The sequence below is a fragment of the Methylobacterium sp. UNC300MFChir4.1 genome (assembly GCF_900110155.1).
Lineage (GTDB): Bacteria > Pseudomonadota > Alphaproteobacteria > Rhizobiales > Beijerinckiaceae > Methylobacterium.
The window spans coordinates 167,387-182,124 of the sequence record NZ_FOCS01000010.1 but is presented as its reverse complement, the minus strand read 5'-3'; the positions used below and the strand labels follow the sequence as shown (position 1 = coordinate 182,124).

General features: G+C 70.1%; 14 protein-coding genes and 1 riboswitch. Of the genes, 9 read left to right on the top strand and 5 right to left on the bottom strand.

Translation table 11 applies throughout. The annotated features are described in order from the left end of the window. Positions 1–102: 102 nt before the first annotated feature. Positions 103–492, top strand: a complete 390-nt coding sequence (locus tag BMY19_RS15700) for a pseudoazurin (protein ID WP_100252229.1) — start codon at positions 103–105, stop codon at positions 490–492. Between the two features lie 33 nt (positions 493–525). Here the strand turns inward: BMY19_RS15700 and BMY19_RS15695 are convergent, their stop codons facing one another. Then, complete coding sequence (locus BMY19_RS15695) at positions 526–903, bottom strand: hypothetical protein (RefSeq protein ID WP_020093535.1); 378 nt, start codon at positions 901–903, stop codon at positions 526–528. Between the two features lie 185 nt (positions 904–1,088). Further along, a complete protein-coding gene (gene carA / locus BMY19_RS15690) occupies positions 1,089–2,312 on the bottom strand; it encodes a glutamine-hydrolyzing carbamoyl-phosphate synthase small subunit (protein WP_100252228.1) in 1,224 nt (407 codons plus the stop codon). Between the two features lie 192 nt (positions 2,313–2,504). Between carA and BMY19_RS15685 the strand changes: the two genes are divergently transcribed. The 4 genes from BMY19_RS15685 (at position 2,505) to BMY19_RS15670 (ending at position 8,473) form a co-directional block, all read left to right on the top strand. Continuing rightward, entirely contained in the window at positions 2,505–2,966 is a 462-nt protein-coding gene (locus tag BMY19_RS15685; RefSeq protein ID WP_020093533.1) for a GatB/YqeY domain-containing protein, read from the top strand. A gap of 100 nt (positions 2,967–3,066) precedes the next feature. After that, on the top strand, positions 3,067–4,956 hold the full coding sequence (gene dnaG, locus BMY19_RS15680) for a DNA primase (protein ID WP_100252227.1): 1,890 nt from the start codon (positions 3,067–3,069) through the stop codon (positions 4,954–4,956). Positions 4,957–5,154: 198 nt separating this feature from the next. Then, positions 5,155–7,137 (top strand): RNA polymerase sigma factor RpoD, encoded by a 1,983-nt coding sequence (gene rpoD, locus BMY19_RS15675; protein WP_020093531.1) that lies wholly within the window; start codon positions 5,155–5,157, stop codon positions 7,135–7,137. A 76-nt stretch (positions 7,138–7,213) separates the two neighbouring features. Beyond that, on the top strand, positions 7,214–8,473 hold the full coding sequence (locus BMY19_RS15670; RefSeq protein ID WP_020093530.1) for an adenylate/guanylate cyclase domain-containing protein: 1,260 nt from the start codon (positions 7,214–7,216) through the stop codon (positions 8,471–8,473). Between the two features lie 89 nt (positions 8,474–8,562). Here BMY19_RS15670 and BMY19_RS15665 read toward each other — a convergent pair whose 3' ends face one another. Both BMY19_RS15665 and BMY19_RS15660 read right to left on the bottom strand, forming a co-directional pair. Beyond that, positions 8,563–9,684: a glycosyltransferase gene (locus BMY19_RS15665; RefSeq protein ID WP_244534928.1), complete on the bottom strand. Its 1,122-nt coding sequence runs from the start codon at positions 9,682–9,684 to the stop codon at positions 8,563–8,565. A 398-nt stretch (positions 9,685–10,082) separates the two neighbouring features. Next, entirely contained in the window at positions 10,083–10,589 is a 507-nt protein-coding gene (locus tag BMY19_RS15660; protein WP_244534927.1) for a retropepsin-like aspartic protease family protein, read from the bottom strand. Between the two features lie 233 nt (positions 10,590–10,822). Further along, a riboswitch (TPP riboswitch) is annotated at positions 10,823–10,951 on the top strand. A 64-nt stretch (positions 10,952–11,015) separates the two neighbouring features. On the opposite strand from BMY19_RS15660, the gene thiO reads away from it, so the two are divergent. Genes thiO through BMY19_RS15640 form a run of 4 tightly spaced genes read left to right on the top strand, consistent with a single transcriptional unit; the run spans position 11,016 to position 13,907 of the window. Beyond that, a complete protein-coding gene (gene thiO / locus BMY19_RS15655) occupies positions 11,016–12,239 on the top strand; it encodes a glycine oxidase ThiO (protein ID WP_100252224.1) in 1,224 nt (407 codons plus the stop codon). Next, positions 12,236–12,448 (top strand): sulfur carrier protein ThiS, encoded by a 213-nt coding sequence (thiS, locus tag BMY19_RS15650; protein ID WP_020093526.1) that lies wholly within the window; start codon positions 12,236–12,238, stop codon positions 12,446–12,448. The genes thiO and thiS overlap by 4 nt, the downstream gene beginning before the upstream one ends. A gap of 2 nt (positions 12,449–12,450) precedes the next feature. Further along, positions 12,451–13,254, top strand: coding sequence for a thiazole synthase (locus BMY19_RS15645; protein ID WP_100252223.1), 804 nt, complete (start codon positions 12,451–12,453; stop codon positions 13,252–13,254). Then, the gene (locus tag BMY19_RS15640; RefSeq protein ID WP_100252222.1) at positions 13,251–13,907 is read left to right on the top strand and encodes a thiamine phosphate synthase; all 657 of its coding nucleotides are present in this window, start codon (positions 13,251–13,253) and stop codon (positions 13,905–13,907) included. The genes BMY19_RS15645 and BMY19_RS15640 overlap by 4 nt, the downstream gene beginning before the upstream one ends. 58 nt (positions 13,908–13,965) lie before the next feature. Here the strand turns inward: BMY19_RS15640 and BMY19_RS15635 are convergent, their stop codons facing one another. Then, positions 13,966–14,718, bottom strand: coding sequence for a proteasome-type protease (locus tag BMY19_RS15635; protein WP_020093523.1), 753 nt, complete (start codon positions 14,716–14,718; stop codon positions 13,966–13,968). Positions 14,719–14,738: the final 20 nt, after the last annotated feature.

The window sequence follows — 14,738 nt, the reverse complement described above, 5'->3', positions numbered from 1 at the left end:
AAGCTCCGATGGATCGGCTAGCGCGCCGATCGACATCATCATCGTTCGAGACTGAAAATGCCCAGGCCAGCGACACTCTTCGCGATACTTCTGATCGGCTCGATGACGGGCGCGAACGCTTCGGAGGTCGCCATCAAGACTTTGAACAGCGGTCCGGGCGGGATGATGGTCTTCGACCCGGCCTTCGTGAAAATCCAGCCCGGCGACACGGTGCGGTTCGTGCCGGCCGACAAGGGTCACAATGCCGAGCTGATCAAGGGGATGGCGCCCGAGGGCGCGACGCCGTTCAAGACGGTGGTCGGCAAGGAGGAGGCCGTGACCTTCGACAAGCCCGGCCTCTACGGCATCAAGTGCTCGCCGCACTACATCATGGGGATGGTCGGCCTCGTCCAGGTCGGCGACAGGCCCGAGAACCTGGAGGCGGCCCGGGCGGTGCCGCAGAACAAGCTGGCCGCCAAGCGGTTCGAGCCGCTGTTCGAGAAGGTCCAGTAGGCGCCGGGGCGGCTCTGGCCGCCCCGATCCGTCTCAGAAGCCGGCGTGGAGCGCGGCGACCGCCCGGTCGATCGAGAGGTAGAACACTCCGAAGGCCACCAATGCGGCGGCCGCGAATTCCACGGCGACGTTCGAGAGCGTCTGCGCGCGGCGCAGGGCCTCGCGGCCGAAATAGACCGAGACCCAGGCGAGGGCGAGGACCGCCGGCATGGCGAAGAGGTAGGACACCGTGCTCTCGACGCGGTCGAAGCCGCCGGTCGGATCGATCAGCGCCCGGATGTTGCGCACCCAGGGGGCGTAGACGGCGGCGTAGAGGGCGGTCAGCCAGGACAGGCCCGCGGCGACGCCGAGATGGAAGGTGAAGCTGCGGTGCAGGCGGGAGAAATCGTCGCGCGCCTCGTCGATGGTCATCCGGCAATCCCCTGCGACGGGCCGCCGTCGCCGGGCGCGGATGCGCCGCCGTTCAGGGGCCGTCGTGGGCTCCCTTAAGCCGTCCGATCTGGCGGATTTTATGGCCCCGCCGCGGCCCGATTGGGGTCGGGACGCAGGACTGAAAGGCCGCGCCGCGGCTCCGCGGCGCTCGCGAGGACGACGCGTCAGGCGCGCTCGGGTTCGCCCGAGCGCATCAGCGTCACGAAGCGCTCGAAGAGGTAGTGGCTGTCGCGCGGGCCGGGGGAGGCCTCCGGGTGGTGCTGCACCGAGAAGGCCGGGCGGTCGGTGAGGGTCAGGCCGCAATTCGAGCCGTCGAACAGCGACACGTGGGTCTCCACGGCCGTCTCCGGCAGGCTGTCCGGGTCCACCGCGAAGCCGTGGTTCATCGACACGATCTCGACCTTGCCGGTGGTCTTATCCTTCACCGGGTGGTTCGCGCCGTGGTGGCCCTGGCCCATCTTCACGGTCCGGCCGCCGAGGGCGAGACCCATCAATTGGTGGCCGAGGCAGATGCCGAAGGTCGGCACCTTCTCGTCCAGGAGCTTGCGAATCACCGGGACCGCGTAGGCGCCGGTGGCGGCCGGGTCGCCGGGGCCGTTCGACAGGAACACGCCGTCCGGCTTCAGCGCCAGGATCTCCTCGGCCGTCGTGGTGGCCGGCACGACGGTGACGTCGCAGCCGGCCTGGGCGAGGAGGCGCAGGATGTTGCGCTTCACGCCGTAATCGATGGCCACGACCCTGAGGCCCTCGCCGGGTGCGCGCGTGCCGTAGCCGTTGCCCAGCGCCCAGACGGTCTCGGACCATTCCGACGGCGCGCGGCTCGTCACCGGCGGAACGAGGTCCAGCCCCTCCATCGGCGCGAGGGCCGCCGCGCGGGCCTTGAGGGCCTCGCGGTCGAAATTGCCCTGGAAATCGTTGGCGATCACGGCGTTGGGCATGCCCTGGTCGCGGATGCGGGCCGTGAGCGCCCGGGTGTCGACGCCGGTGATGCCGACGATGCCGCGCGCCCTGAGCCACCCGTCGAGATGCGACGAGGACCGCCAGTTCGACGGGTTCGTCACCGCCGAGGCGATGACGGTGCCGCGGACGCCCGAGGCCGGCGCCGCCTCCAGGCTCTCCAGATCCTCGTCGTTGGTGCCGACGTTGCCGATATGCGGGAAGGTGAAGGTGACGATCTGACCGGCATAGGACGGGTCCGTCAGGATCTCCTGGTAGCCGGTCATCGCGGTGTTGAAGCAGACCTCGCCGTCGGCCACGCCGGTCTGGCCGATGCCGAATCCCTCCAGGATGGTGCCGTCGGCCAGCACCAGCAGGGCCGTCGCGACGGGCTCGGCCCAGGGCTCGGGAGCCTGAGGCTCGGGGGCATGCGCGGCGGCGTCTTGCAGCATGGGCTGAGTCTCGCTTATGTCCGGCCGAAGGCGGGCGCCGGGTTGCGGCGCTCTCGGCTTGCGGCATGATCGTGTGCGGCGCTCTTAGCGAGCGGCCCGCGATGGGGTCAATGTGGCTCCGCTGCCGGCAGGGCTCAACACCCGCAAATCGCAGGCCAGCCCCCCGCTTCGACCGTTGGAAGGTTCATCGAGATGCTGCGCGCGCGCTTCACCACCGAGATGAAGGAGGCCATGAAGGCCGGCGACAAGGAGCGGCTGGCGACCGTCCGGATGATTCAGGCCGCCCTGAAAGACCGGGACATCGAGGCCCGCGGCAACGGCAAGGAGCCGATCTCCGACGAGGAGATCCTGTCGCTGCTCCAGAAGATGATCAAGCAGCGCACCGAATCGGCCGCGGTCTACGAGCAGGGCGGCCGGCCGGAACTCGCCGCCAACGAGCGCGCCGAGATCGCCATCGTCGAGACGTTCCTGCCGAAGCAGATGGACGAGACCGAGACGAAGGCCGCGGTCGAGGCGGCGATCCTCGAGACCGGCGCGGCCGGCCCGAAGGACATGGGCAAGGTGATCGCCGCCCTGAAGGGCACCTTCGCGGGCCGCATGGATTTCGGCAAGGCGAGCGGCCTGGTGAAGGCCGCGCTGGCGGCGAAGGGCTGAACCTCTCCCCGCAATCCTCCACCGGATTCCGGGCGTGTGAGGGACTCGGTCACGCCTCTCGCGCTATAGGAGCGGGTTCACGCAACCCGTCCCAGGCCCCGTGCGCTATCCGCCCCACATCCTGGAAGAGATCCGTTCCCGGCTGCCGGCCTCGTCGGTGGTCGGCCGCCGCGTGCAGTTGAAGAAGGCCGGACGCGAGTGGCGCGGCCTGTCGCCGTTCAACGCCGAGAAGACGCCGTCCTTCTACGTGAACGATCAGAAGCAGTTCTACCACTGCTTCTCGTCCTCCAAGCACGGGGACATCTTCACCTTCCTGATGGAGACGGAGGGCCTCAGCTTCCCCGAGGCGGTCGAGCGGCTGGCGGGCGAGGCCGGCGTCAGCCTGCCGGCGCCCACCGAGGACAACCGGGCCAGCGAGCAGAAGCGGGCCGGGGCGATCGAGGTCATGGAGATGGCCGCGCGCTGGTTCGAGGAGCGCCTGCGATCCGGCCAGGGCAGCGAGGCCCGCGCCTATCTCGAGCGGCGCGGGTTGCGGGACGAGACGCAGCGCGCCTTCCGCCTCGGCTACGCCCCGGGCGAGCGCTACGCCCTGCGCGACCACCTCGCCGGTCAGGGCGTCGAGAAGGCGCTGATGGTCGAACTCGGCCTGCTCGCGGCGGGGGAGGGGGTCTCCGTCCCCTACGACTATTTCCGCGACCGGGTGATGTTCCCGATCACCGACACCCGCGGCCGGGTCGTGGCCTTCGGCGGCCGGGCGCTCGCCAAGGAGGTGCGCGCCAAGTACCTCAACTCGCCGGAGACGCCGCTCTTCCACAAGGGCCGGACGCTCTACAACCTGCACGGCGCCCGCAAGGCCGCGCATGATCGCGGCTCGATCATCGCGGTGGAGGGCTACGTCGACGTCATCGCCATGACGCTCGCGGGCCATCCCGAGACGGTGGCGCCGCTGGGCACCGCTCTCACCGAGGACCAGCTCGGGCTGCTCTGGCGCCACGCCGACGAGCCGATCCTGTGCTTCGACGGCGACAAGGCCGGCCAGCGGGCGGCCTTCCGGGCCCTCGACATCGCGCTGCCGCTCCTCGAGCCCGGCCGCTCGCTGCGGATCGCGCTGCTGCCGGGCGGCCAGGATCCGGACGACCTGCTGCGCTCGGGCGGCCCGACGGCCATCGACCAGGTGCTCGCGGCCGCGCTTCCCCTCTCGGAGCTGCTGTGGCGGCGCGCCCTCGAGGCGGGACCGGTCGACACGCCGGAGCGCCGCGCCGGCCTGACCCAGACCCTGCGCACCACCGTCGCGACGATCCGCGACGAGACCGTGCGGCGCTACTATCGCGACGATGTCGAGGAGCGCCTGCGCGGCCTGTCGCCCCGCGCCAACCGCGCCACCGGCGCGGCCCCGCGCGGACGCCAGCGCTTCGCTCGGCCCGGCGAGCCCATCTCGCCGCGCATCACCGGGAGCCCGAGTCCCTCGGTGACGGCCTCGGCGGGCTTCACGGGCGCTGCCCCGGTGCGCGAGGCGGTGATCGTGGGCACCCTGCTGGCCCATCCCGAGATGATGGCGGAGTTCGGTGAGGAGGCGGCCGAGCTCGACTTCGCCGATCCCGACGCCCGGGCGCTGCTGTCGGTCCTGCTGGCCTGCGCGGCCGAGGACGAGGACACGGCGCCCGAGGTGTTGCAGAACCGCATCAATCGCGCCGGACTCACAGGGGCGGCCGACCGAATCCTCGCCCTGGCCCGCTCGCGGGACCGCACGACCCTGGCCCCGCACGCCGATCCTGCCCACCGCGCAGACGCGCTCCGACAGGCGATGATCTTGCACCGGCAGGCAGGAGCGCTACATAGCGAACTTCGCGAAGCACGGCAGGCGTTTGAGGACGATCCGACCGATGCCGGGTGGGCATGGCTCTGCGAAGTGAAGGCGAGGCTGGAAACCGTCATCGCCGCCGAGGCGGAGGCCGATGCACCGGTGTCGAGCGACTCGACGGCCGTGTGATGCCTGTGTCATGGCGGTGGCGGGGTGACGTGTCCCGCCATAGTTAACAATCGGTCAAGCCTCGGGCTTGCATACGGAAACCGACGACTCACGGCGACCGGAGCGATCCGGCGCCGATCTCATACAGCGGCGCCGACGGCGTGGACTGGCCTCATCGGGGCCTCCGCTACGCGCCGCGTGCGAAACAATAGGCTGATCATGGCGACGAAGGCAACGGAACGGGACGAGACGGACGCTGCCCCCGAGCAGCAGACCGACGGGCCGCTCCTCGACCTGACGGATGCTTCGGTCAAGCGGATGGTTAAGCTCGCCAAGAAGCGCGGCTACGTGACCTATGAGGAGGTCAACGAGGTCCTGCCCGAGGGGCAGTCCGATCCGGACCAGCTCGAGGACGTGCTCTCGCAGCTCTCCGAGATGGGCATCAACGTCGTCGAGGCCGAGGAGACCGACGAGGCCGCGGGCGAGAAGGCCGCGGACGGCGAGGAGGAGGAGGCCGAAGGCGGCGAGGTCGCCGAGGTCGCGCCGGCGCGCGCCGTCGCGGTCGCCACGACCACCAAGGAGCCGACCGACCGCACCGACGATCCGGTGCGCATGTACCTGCGTGAGATGGGCTCGGTGGAGCTCCTGTCCCGCGAGGGCGAGATCGCCATCGCCAAGCGCATCGAGGCCGGCCGCGAGGCGATGATCGCGGGCCTCTGCGAGAGCCCGCTGACCTTCCAGGCGATCATCATCTGGCGGGACGAGCTCGTGGAGGGCAAGGTCCTCCTGCGCGACATCATCGACCTTGAGGCGACCTACGCGGGCCCGGACGGCAAGAACGCGCCGCAGATCGCCGAGGGCGAGGATGGCGGGGACGACGCGGAGCCGCCCGCGCCGCCGGAGGGTGGCGACGACGAGGACGACCTCGAGAACAACGTCTCGCTCGCCGCCATGGAGGCGGAGATCAAGCCGCGGGTCCTCGAGACCTTCGACGCGATCGCCGCGAACTACCGCAAGCTGCGCAAGTTCCAGATCGAGGGCACCGAGCGCAAGGCCGCCGGCGAGCAGAACACCCCGGCCCAGAACCAGAAGCAGATCGAGCTGAAGGACATCGTCGTCGCCGACGTGAAGTCCCTGTCTCTGAACAACAACCGCATCGAGGCGCTGGTCGGCCAGCTCTACTCGATCAACAAGCAGTTGATCGGCCACGAGGGCCGGCTGATGCGCTTCGCCGAGAGCCACGGCGTGGCCCGCGACGAGTTCCTGCGCCACTACCAGGGCTACGAGCTCGACCCGAACTGGATGGAGCGCGTCGGTACGCTCGGCGGCAAGGGCTGGAAGAACCTGGTCGAGCGCGGCTCGAGGCAGGTGGCGGAGCTGCGCGCGCAGATCCTCGACCTCGCTTCGGAGACGGGCCTGGAGATCGGCGAGTACCGCCGCATCGTCAACATGGTCCAGAAGGGCGAGCGCGAGGCCCGGCAGGCCAAGAAGGAGATGATCGAGGCGAACCTGCGCCTCGTGATCTCGATCGCCAAGAAGTACACGAACCGCGGCCTGCAGTTCCTGGACCTGATCCAGGAGGGCAACATCGGCCTGATGAAGGCGGTCGACAAGTTCGAGTACCGCCGCGGCTACAAGTTCTCGACCTACGCCACGTGGTGGATCCGGCAGGCGATCACCCGCTCGATCGCCGACCAGGCCCGGACCATCCGCATCCCGGTGCACATGATCGAGACGATCAACAAGATCGTCCGCACGTCGCGCCAGATGCTGCACGAGATCGGCCGCGAGCCGACCCCGGAGGAGTTGGCCGAGAAGCTGGCCATGCCGCTGGAGAAGGTCCGCAAGGTCCTGAAGATCGCCAAGGAGCCGATCTCCCTCGAGACGCCTATCGGCGACGAGGAGGACAGCCACCTCGGCGACTTCATCGAGGACAAGAACGTCGTCCTGCCGATCGACGCGGCGATCCAGTCGAACCTGCGCGAGACCACGACGCGCGTGCTCGCCTCGCTCACGCCCCGCGAGGAGCGCGTGCTGCGCATGCGCTTCGGCATCGGCATGAACACCGACCACACCCTGGAGGAAGTCGGCCAGCAGTTCTCGGTGACCCGCGAGCGCATCCGCCAGATCGAGGCGAAGGCGCTGCGGAAGCTGAAGCATCCCTCGCGCAGCCGGAAGCTCAGGAGCTTCCTGGACAACTGAGCCCGCGCCGCGAACCGCGCGGCGCTTCCCCGTCGCCCGCGTTGCCACGGTGCCGCGCGGCATCCAGTCTGGCGCCATGCTCGAACGCCGCCCGCCAACGCCCGGATCCCCGACGGCCTTCGCGGACGGCTCGGAGGCCGACGACGTGCCCTTCGGCGCGCTCCAGCCCTCCGTGGGCATCCGCGACTGGCTTCTCGGCGAGGGCGCGCGGATGCCCAACGCCGAGGAGATGCTGGCCGGGCTCGCCGAGCGCCTGATCGCGATCGGCGTGCCGGTGGACCGGGCCTCCACGGCGATCGACACCCTGCACTCGGAATATGCCGGAGTCGGCCGAATCTGGACCCGCGACGGCGGCACCACCGTGCGGCTGTTCCCCCACGGGGCCCGCTCGACGGACGCGTACCTCAACAGCCCGTTCCACACGGTCCACGAGACCGGGGAGTGGCTCATCCTCGACCTGTCGAAGACTCCGGACGACGCCTACGCGATCGTTCCCGACCTGAAGGCCGGCGGCTACACCCACTACGTCGTGGCGCCCCTGTTCTTCACGAACGGCACGCAGAACGGCATCACCTTCGCCACGCGGGCCCCTGAGGGGTTCCGGGACGACGACATCGCGATCCTCCGCTTCGTCATGCCGGCGCTGGCGGCCGTGATGGAGATGCGCGTCCTCAACAAGCAGCTCGACCACGTGCTCCGGCTCTATGTCGGCGACGAGCCGCACCGGGCGATCCTGGCCGGCGACATCCGCCGCGGGCAGGTGACCCGGATCCGCTCGGCGATCCTGTTCGCCGACATGCGCGACTACACCCGCACCACCGCCGACATGACGCCGGAGGAGGCGGTGGGCCTGCTCAACGTGTTCTTCGACTGCCTCGTGCCGCCGATCGAGCGTGAGGGCGGCGAGGTCCTGAAGTATCTCGGCGACGGCCTGCTGGCGATCTTCCGGGAAACCGGCGACGATCTGGGCGGCGCGGCCAAGGGCGCGCTCACGGCGGCCCAGCACGCCCTGGCGGCCCTCGACGAGGCGAACGCCCTGCACCAGTTCCCGGTGCCGGTGGCCGCCGGCATCGCGCTCCACCACGGCGAGGCCGCCTACGGCAATGTCGGGTCCGGCTCACGCCTCGACTTCACGGTGATCGGCCGCGACGTGAACCTCGCGAGCCGCATCGCGCAGCTGAACCGCGCCCTCGGCGAGCCGCTGCTGATGTCGAAGCCCTTCGTGGATTTCCTCTGGGGAGACCCGATCCCAATGGGAGAGCACCGGCTCAACGGCTTCGACGAGCCCATGGCGGTGTTCCGGCCGAAATTCCTGCGCCCGCGCAAGTCCAGCTGAGCGGCCCTCCGATCGGACCCGACGTCACGCGGCGCTCGCGGAGATCCGCCGCGATCTGAGGCTCGCGGGCGATCCGCGCGCGGTGCGTGTCACCACGTCGGCACGAACGGCAGAGCGTAGGGTGTGTGCCGGCAACCCCAGACCGGATCGATCATCTGCGCCATCACGTCCCGGGCCAGGGCGCCGGCGCGTATGGCGACCTCCCGCGGGACATGCGCCCGCTCGAGGATCTTCAGGCAGGCATGTCCGCAGGCGCTGAACTGGCCGCTGTGGTACGCGTTGAGGGCGAACTCGTCGAGCAAACCGTACTCGTAGACCCACGGGTTCAGGGAGATGCCCTCGCTCGGAAGCTCGAGAGCCAAGCCCGCCTCGGCGTAACGATAGCCTTCCGCGAACCGCTTCCTCAGCCTGCAGAATCGGCTGGCCCCGTGGCGCGCCTCCGCCCGTCCCGGACGGATTGCGGTGGCGCGCTCGTAGAGCTGCAGCACCCTGTCCTCCGGCTCGTCGAGGCGCTCCGCGTTCACCGCGGCCATCAGCAGGTTGAAATAGACCTCCTCGTCCCATCCGCCGAGATCGGCCCGCTTCAGGAAGCAGGCGAGCGCTTTCCGGTACTCGCCGGCGGCGTCGTAGGTGGTGCCGAGGTACATCGTGTACCGGGCGATCATGAAGGCGTCCGTCTCGACCGCTAGCGCCTTCTCGAGGACGGCGATATCCCGCGCGTCCGCCGTCGCGTCGCGGTGGCGGGCACCGTCGTCGCCCCGACGCATCGCGAGGGGGAGGATCGGTGTCTCTGTCACGCCGGGGCAGCTGAGGAATTCGTGCAGGACGCCCCGGTAACGCCAGTTCTCCCGGGTGCTGACCAGCTGGTTGCGCCAGTACCGCGTGTGCGCGTCGATGATCTCGAACCGATAGCCGGGCGCACGCAGCTTCGGCATCGTGAAGTCCGCCGGGATGATCAGCTCATCGTCGGCGTCGATGATCAATGCGTACTGCGCGTGACGCCGCGCGAGTTTCAAGGCCTCGTTCCGGTTGAAGGCGAAGTCGACCCAGGGGCGCTCGACCAGGGCACCCGGTATGTCCGCGAGCGCGGCACGGACGACATCCTGGGTTCCATCCGTCGAGCCGGTATCGACGACGATCCAATGATCGATGATCGGACGAACAGAATCGAGGCAACGCCGAATAACGTGGGCCTCGTCCTTCACGATCATGGACAAACAGATCGTCGATCCGCGATTCTTCATACCGAAGCCGTCCCATCGTGCGCTCACGTGTCGGATGCGCAGTCATGAACGCTCCTAGCATTGCCGGAATGCGCTGAAAAAACAAACATATCCTTCGGCAAAATTTGGATTAAATATCTGAAACTACATATAATCGGCCAGTTATATATAAATACTCCGGCTCACGGTCTTATGACTGCAAATACCCGCGACCGATAGACTGATCGAGCGGATCAGGAGACACCCGCCATCGGGCTGGCACGAGGCCCGAACGCCGTAGGTCATCGGCGCGGGCGTTGGGCCCGCAGCCGATCCCGTGGTGCAGGCCCGGGGGATCCCCACAGGCGCGCCTCGGCCAGACAGATCAGCGTCGATCTCCGGCCGCCTCAGCCCCTGAGCGTCATCGTGCTGCCGGAGATGCCGAAATCGCGCAGACGCCTGAGGAACGACATGCCCAGCAGGCTCGTCGACAGGAGCCCGCGCGGGATCACGACCGCATCGACGTCCCGGACCGTGATCGATCCGATCTGCACGATGGCGATCCGGATCGGCGCCACGCGGACCGTGCCGTTCGCGGTATTCCAGACGCGGGTGAAATCGGCCGGAGTGACCCGGATCCCGATCCGCGCGGCATCCTCCTCGGAGAACGCGCAGGCGCTCGCTCCCGTATCGACCATCATCGACAGCGAGCGGCCGTCCAGCAGCGCGTTGACGAAGAAGTGGCCGTTGCGCCCGGCCTGGAGAGCCACGCCGGCGGCGTCGACTGCGGGAACGGGCTCCGGCGGCGGCGTGACGGCGAGGGCCACCGGCGCCGACCTCATGCCGTCGCGCAGCTTCAAGGCGGCCGTGACACCGAGGAAGCCGAGCAGGCAGATCAATAGGATTGCGCGCACGCGAGTCCGCCCGTGACGTGGAGTGCCGGCGACCGGAGACGTTCCGGAATCCCGGTGATGAGATGCCAGACCGGTGAAGGGATGGTGCGCGATCGCGGTCGCCGCCGCGGCGCGCGCGCCGATTCCGCTACGCTTGGTGTCCAGATCGTCACCGGGATCCGCGGATTGTCGCGGGAACGACTGGATGCTCGCGGCGCGGGGTTGACCGGCAGCGGCCGGGGAGCCACATCTGCGTCTGTTCCAGGGAGATCCCCGGCAAGGGGCTGAGAAACCGCTGGCACGTCCGTCAGGACCTGCGGCGCGGAAATCCTTCGAACCTGATCCGGCTCATACCGGCGTAGGGATTGGACCGCGGCCGCCTGAAAGGCAGGCCACAGCTTCTCACCGAAGCGCACGGCCCGATCTCCGCGACGGCAATCCGCGGAGATGATTGTGCCCCTCGACCGACCCGCCTCACCGATCGGCCGCCGCCGCAACCCGGACGGCAGCGTCGCGCCGGCGACCCTTCCGGCGCGGACGGACGTCGCCGTGGTCGGCGGCGGGCTGATCGGGCTGTCGATCGCGTGGCGCCTCGCCCGGGCCGGCCGCGCCGTGACGGTGCTGGAGCGGGACACGATCGGGGCGGGCGCGAGCCTCGCGGCCACCGGCATGCTGGCCCCCGCCGCCGAGCACGAGCCAGGCTCCGATCCGCTGCTCCCTCTCGCCCTGGACTCGCTCCGGCTCTGGCCGGCGTTCCGCGACGCCCTGGAGGCCGAGTCCGGCCGCGCGATCGACTACCGCGCCGACGGCACCCTGGTGCTGGCGGTCGGCCGCGAGGAGGTCGAGCGCCTGCGCTTCCGCTACGACCTGCAGCGCCGCTCGGGGCTCGAGGCCACGTGGCTGCCGGGCAGCCAGGTGCGGCGCCTGGAGCCGGGCCTGCGCCCCTCCGTCACCGCCGGGATCCACTGTCCGCGCGACCATCAGGTCGATCCTCGCCTGGTCATGGACGCCCTCACCGAGGCCTGCCGCCGCGCCGGCGCGATCCTGGCGGAGCGGACCCCCGTCACCGCCCTCGACTGGTCGGGCGGCCGCGTGACCGGGATCCGCGCCAGTGACCGCGTCGTGTCGGCTGAGACCGTCATCCTTGCCTCCGGCGCCTGGAGCGGGGAGGGCGGCCTGCTGCCCGACGCGCTCGCCCTGCCGGTCCGCCCGCTGAAGGGCCAGTCCCTGGCCCTGCGCACCACCGCCCGGACCGGTACCCTGGCGCGGATGGTCTGGACCGAGCAGGTCCACATGGCGCCGAAGAGCGACGGCCAGCTCATCGTCGGCGCGACCGTCGAGGATTGCGGCTTTCGGCCCGGCGTCACCGCGGGCGGACTCTACGCCCTGCTGGAGGGCGCCCGCCGGGTGCTGCCCGGCATCGAGGAGATGGAGGTGGAGGCTGTGTGGAGCGGCTACCGACCGACCTCGGACGACGACGCGCCGATCCTCGACGCGATCGCCCCTGGCCTCGTCGCCGCCACCGGGCATCACCGCAACGGCTACCTGCTCGCCCCGGTCACCGCCGACGCGATCGCCGCGCTGGTGCTGCGCGGCGCGCTGCCGGAGGTGGCGCGTACCTTCACCCGCGCGCGCTTCGGCCAGCCGGGAGCGCTGAGGGCCTCGGCATGAAACTCCTGGTCAACGGTGAGCCGCGCGAGTGCGCGGTCGAGACGGTGGACGCCCTGTTCCGCCTCGAGGCGGAGGAGAGCGGTATCGAGAGTCCGCAGGGCGTCGCCATCGCGCTGAACGGCCGCGTTCTGCGCCGCCGGGACTGGGGCGAGACACCGGTCGCGGAGGGCGACCGGGTCGAGATCGTCCGCGCCATGCAGGGAGGTTGAGCATGGACCAGAGTCACACGCCGCCACGCCCCGAGGGTGGGGATGACAGCCTGACCATCGCCGGGGTGAGGCTGTCGTCCCGGCTGTTCATCGGCACCGCCGGCTACCCGACGCAGGCGATCATGCGCGACGCCGTCGCGGCGAGCGGCGCCGACGTGGTCACCGCCTCGATCCGCCGGGTCTCGCTCCAGGGCCACGGCTCGGACACGGTCAAGATCCTAAAGGGCAAGCGCTTCCTGCCGAACACCGCCGGCTGCGAGACGGCCCGCGACGCGATCATGACCGCCGAGCTCGCCCGCGAGGCGCTCGACACCAACTGGATCAAGGTCGAGGTGATCGGCGACCGGGAGACGCTCTACCCGGACGTGATGGAGCTGATCGAGGCCTGCCGCCATCTCGTGGACGACGGCTTCGTGGTGCTGCCCTACTGCAACGACGACCCGATCGTGTGCCAGCGCCTGGAGGATCTCGGCTGCGCCGCGGTGATGCCCATGGGCTCGCTGATCGGCTCCGGGATGGGTGTCGCCAATCCGGCCAACCTAGAGCTGATCTGCCGCCGGGCGACAGTGCCGGTGGTAATCGATGCCGGGATCGGCACCGCCTCGGACGCGGTGATCGCCATGGAACTCGGCGCCTCCGCCTGCCTGATCAACACCGCGATCGCCAAGGCCGACGATCCGGTGCGGATGGCCCGCGCCATGGGCCGGGCCGTGGAGGCCGGGCGCGACGCGCACCGCGCCGGGCGAATCCCCCGCCGCGGCCGGGCCGAGCCGTCGAGCCCGCAGCTCGGCCTCGTCGGCTCGTGAGGGCGCTGCCGTCGCCGCTGCTCGCGGTGACGGACCGGCACGGGCATCCGCGGCCCCTCGTCGAGACCGTCCAGGCGGTCCTCGACGGCGGCGGGCGCTGGATCTGGTTCCGCGACCGGGACCTGGAGGCGGATGCCCGCCTGCGCCTCGGCGCGCGCGTGGCCGAGCGCGTGCGGGCCGCGAACGGCGTCCTGACGGTCGGAGGCGACGTCGCGCTCGCGCGCGCCCTCGGTGCCGACGGCGTGCATCTCGGCGGCGGCTCGGGACCGGAGGCGATCGCGGCGGCGCGGGCCACCCTGGGCGCGGCTGCGCTCATCGGCGTTTCCACGCACGCGCCGCGTGAGGCCGCGGCCGCCGCGCGGGCCGGCGCCGACTACGTGACCCTCAGCCCCATCTTCACGACCACGAGCAAGCCCGGTTACGGACCGGCTCTCGGACCGGAGGGCCTCGCCGCCGCACGCGCGGTGGGCCTGCCGATCGTGGCCCTGGGCGGTGTCGGTCCGGAGGTGATCGGGGCCTGTCGCGCGGCGGGGGCTGCGGGCTTCGCCGTCATGGGTGGCCCGATGCGCGCCCTGGATCCGGCCGACGCGACCCGGGCGCTCCTGACGGCCTGGGGCGCAGCGGAGTCTTCAGCGGCTCGGACAGCCACGTAGAAATCTGCCCCCGTCCCGGCGAGCGCAGCGGAGCAAGACGGCCGATGCTGTGGTCGCCCTAGGCGTTGGACGGTCCGTAGGGCGGGCGCGGGATCGCCCGGTGCGCCGCGCGCAGCGCAGCCGACCAGCGCTCGCGCAGATCGTGGAAGTAGCCCTCGCCGGCCTCGATCCGGTGGTTCACCTCGAGCGTCAGCGCGTTCCGGCGGGCGACCGCGATGTCGATCGGCAGGCCGACGCCCAGATTGGAGCGCATGGTCGAATCCATCGAGACCAGGCTCACCTTGAGGGCGTCATAGAGGTCGGTCGTGTACTTCACCGCCCGGTCGAGGATCGGCTTCCCGTACTTGTGTTCACCGATCTGGAGGAACGGCGCGTCGGTGCTGCACTCGATGAAATTGCCGGCGGAGTAGATCAGGTACAGCCGCATCTCGCCGGTGCCGATCTGGCCGCCGAACAGCAGCGAGATCGAGAACCGGATATTGGCCGCCTCGAACCCGTCCTTCTCGATGGCGCGCACCCGCCGGATGGCCCGGCCGATCAGCTGCGCCGCCTGGAACATCGTCGGCGCCTCGACGAGCTTCTGCGGCGGCTCACCCTCCTCCTCGCCGGGCACGCCCTCCTGGAGCAGGCTGAGCACCGACTGGGTGATCGAGAGGTTGCCCGCGGAGGCGAGCATCATCACCCGCTCGCCCGGCACGTTGAAATGGTGGAGCTTGCGGTAGGTCGAGATGTCGTCGAGCCCCGCATTGGTGCGGGTATCGGCGACCATGACCAGCCCTTCCTCCACCAGGACACCGACGCAGTAGGTCATCGTTTTCGGGCTCTCGTGCG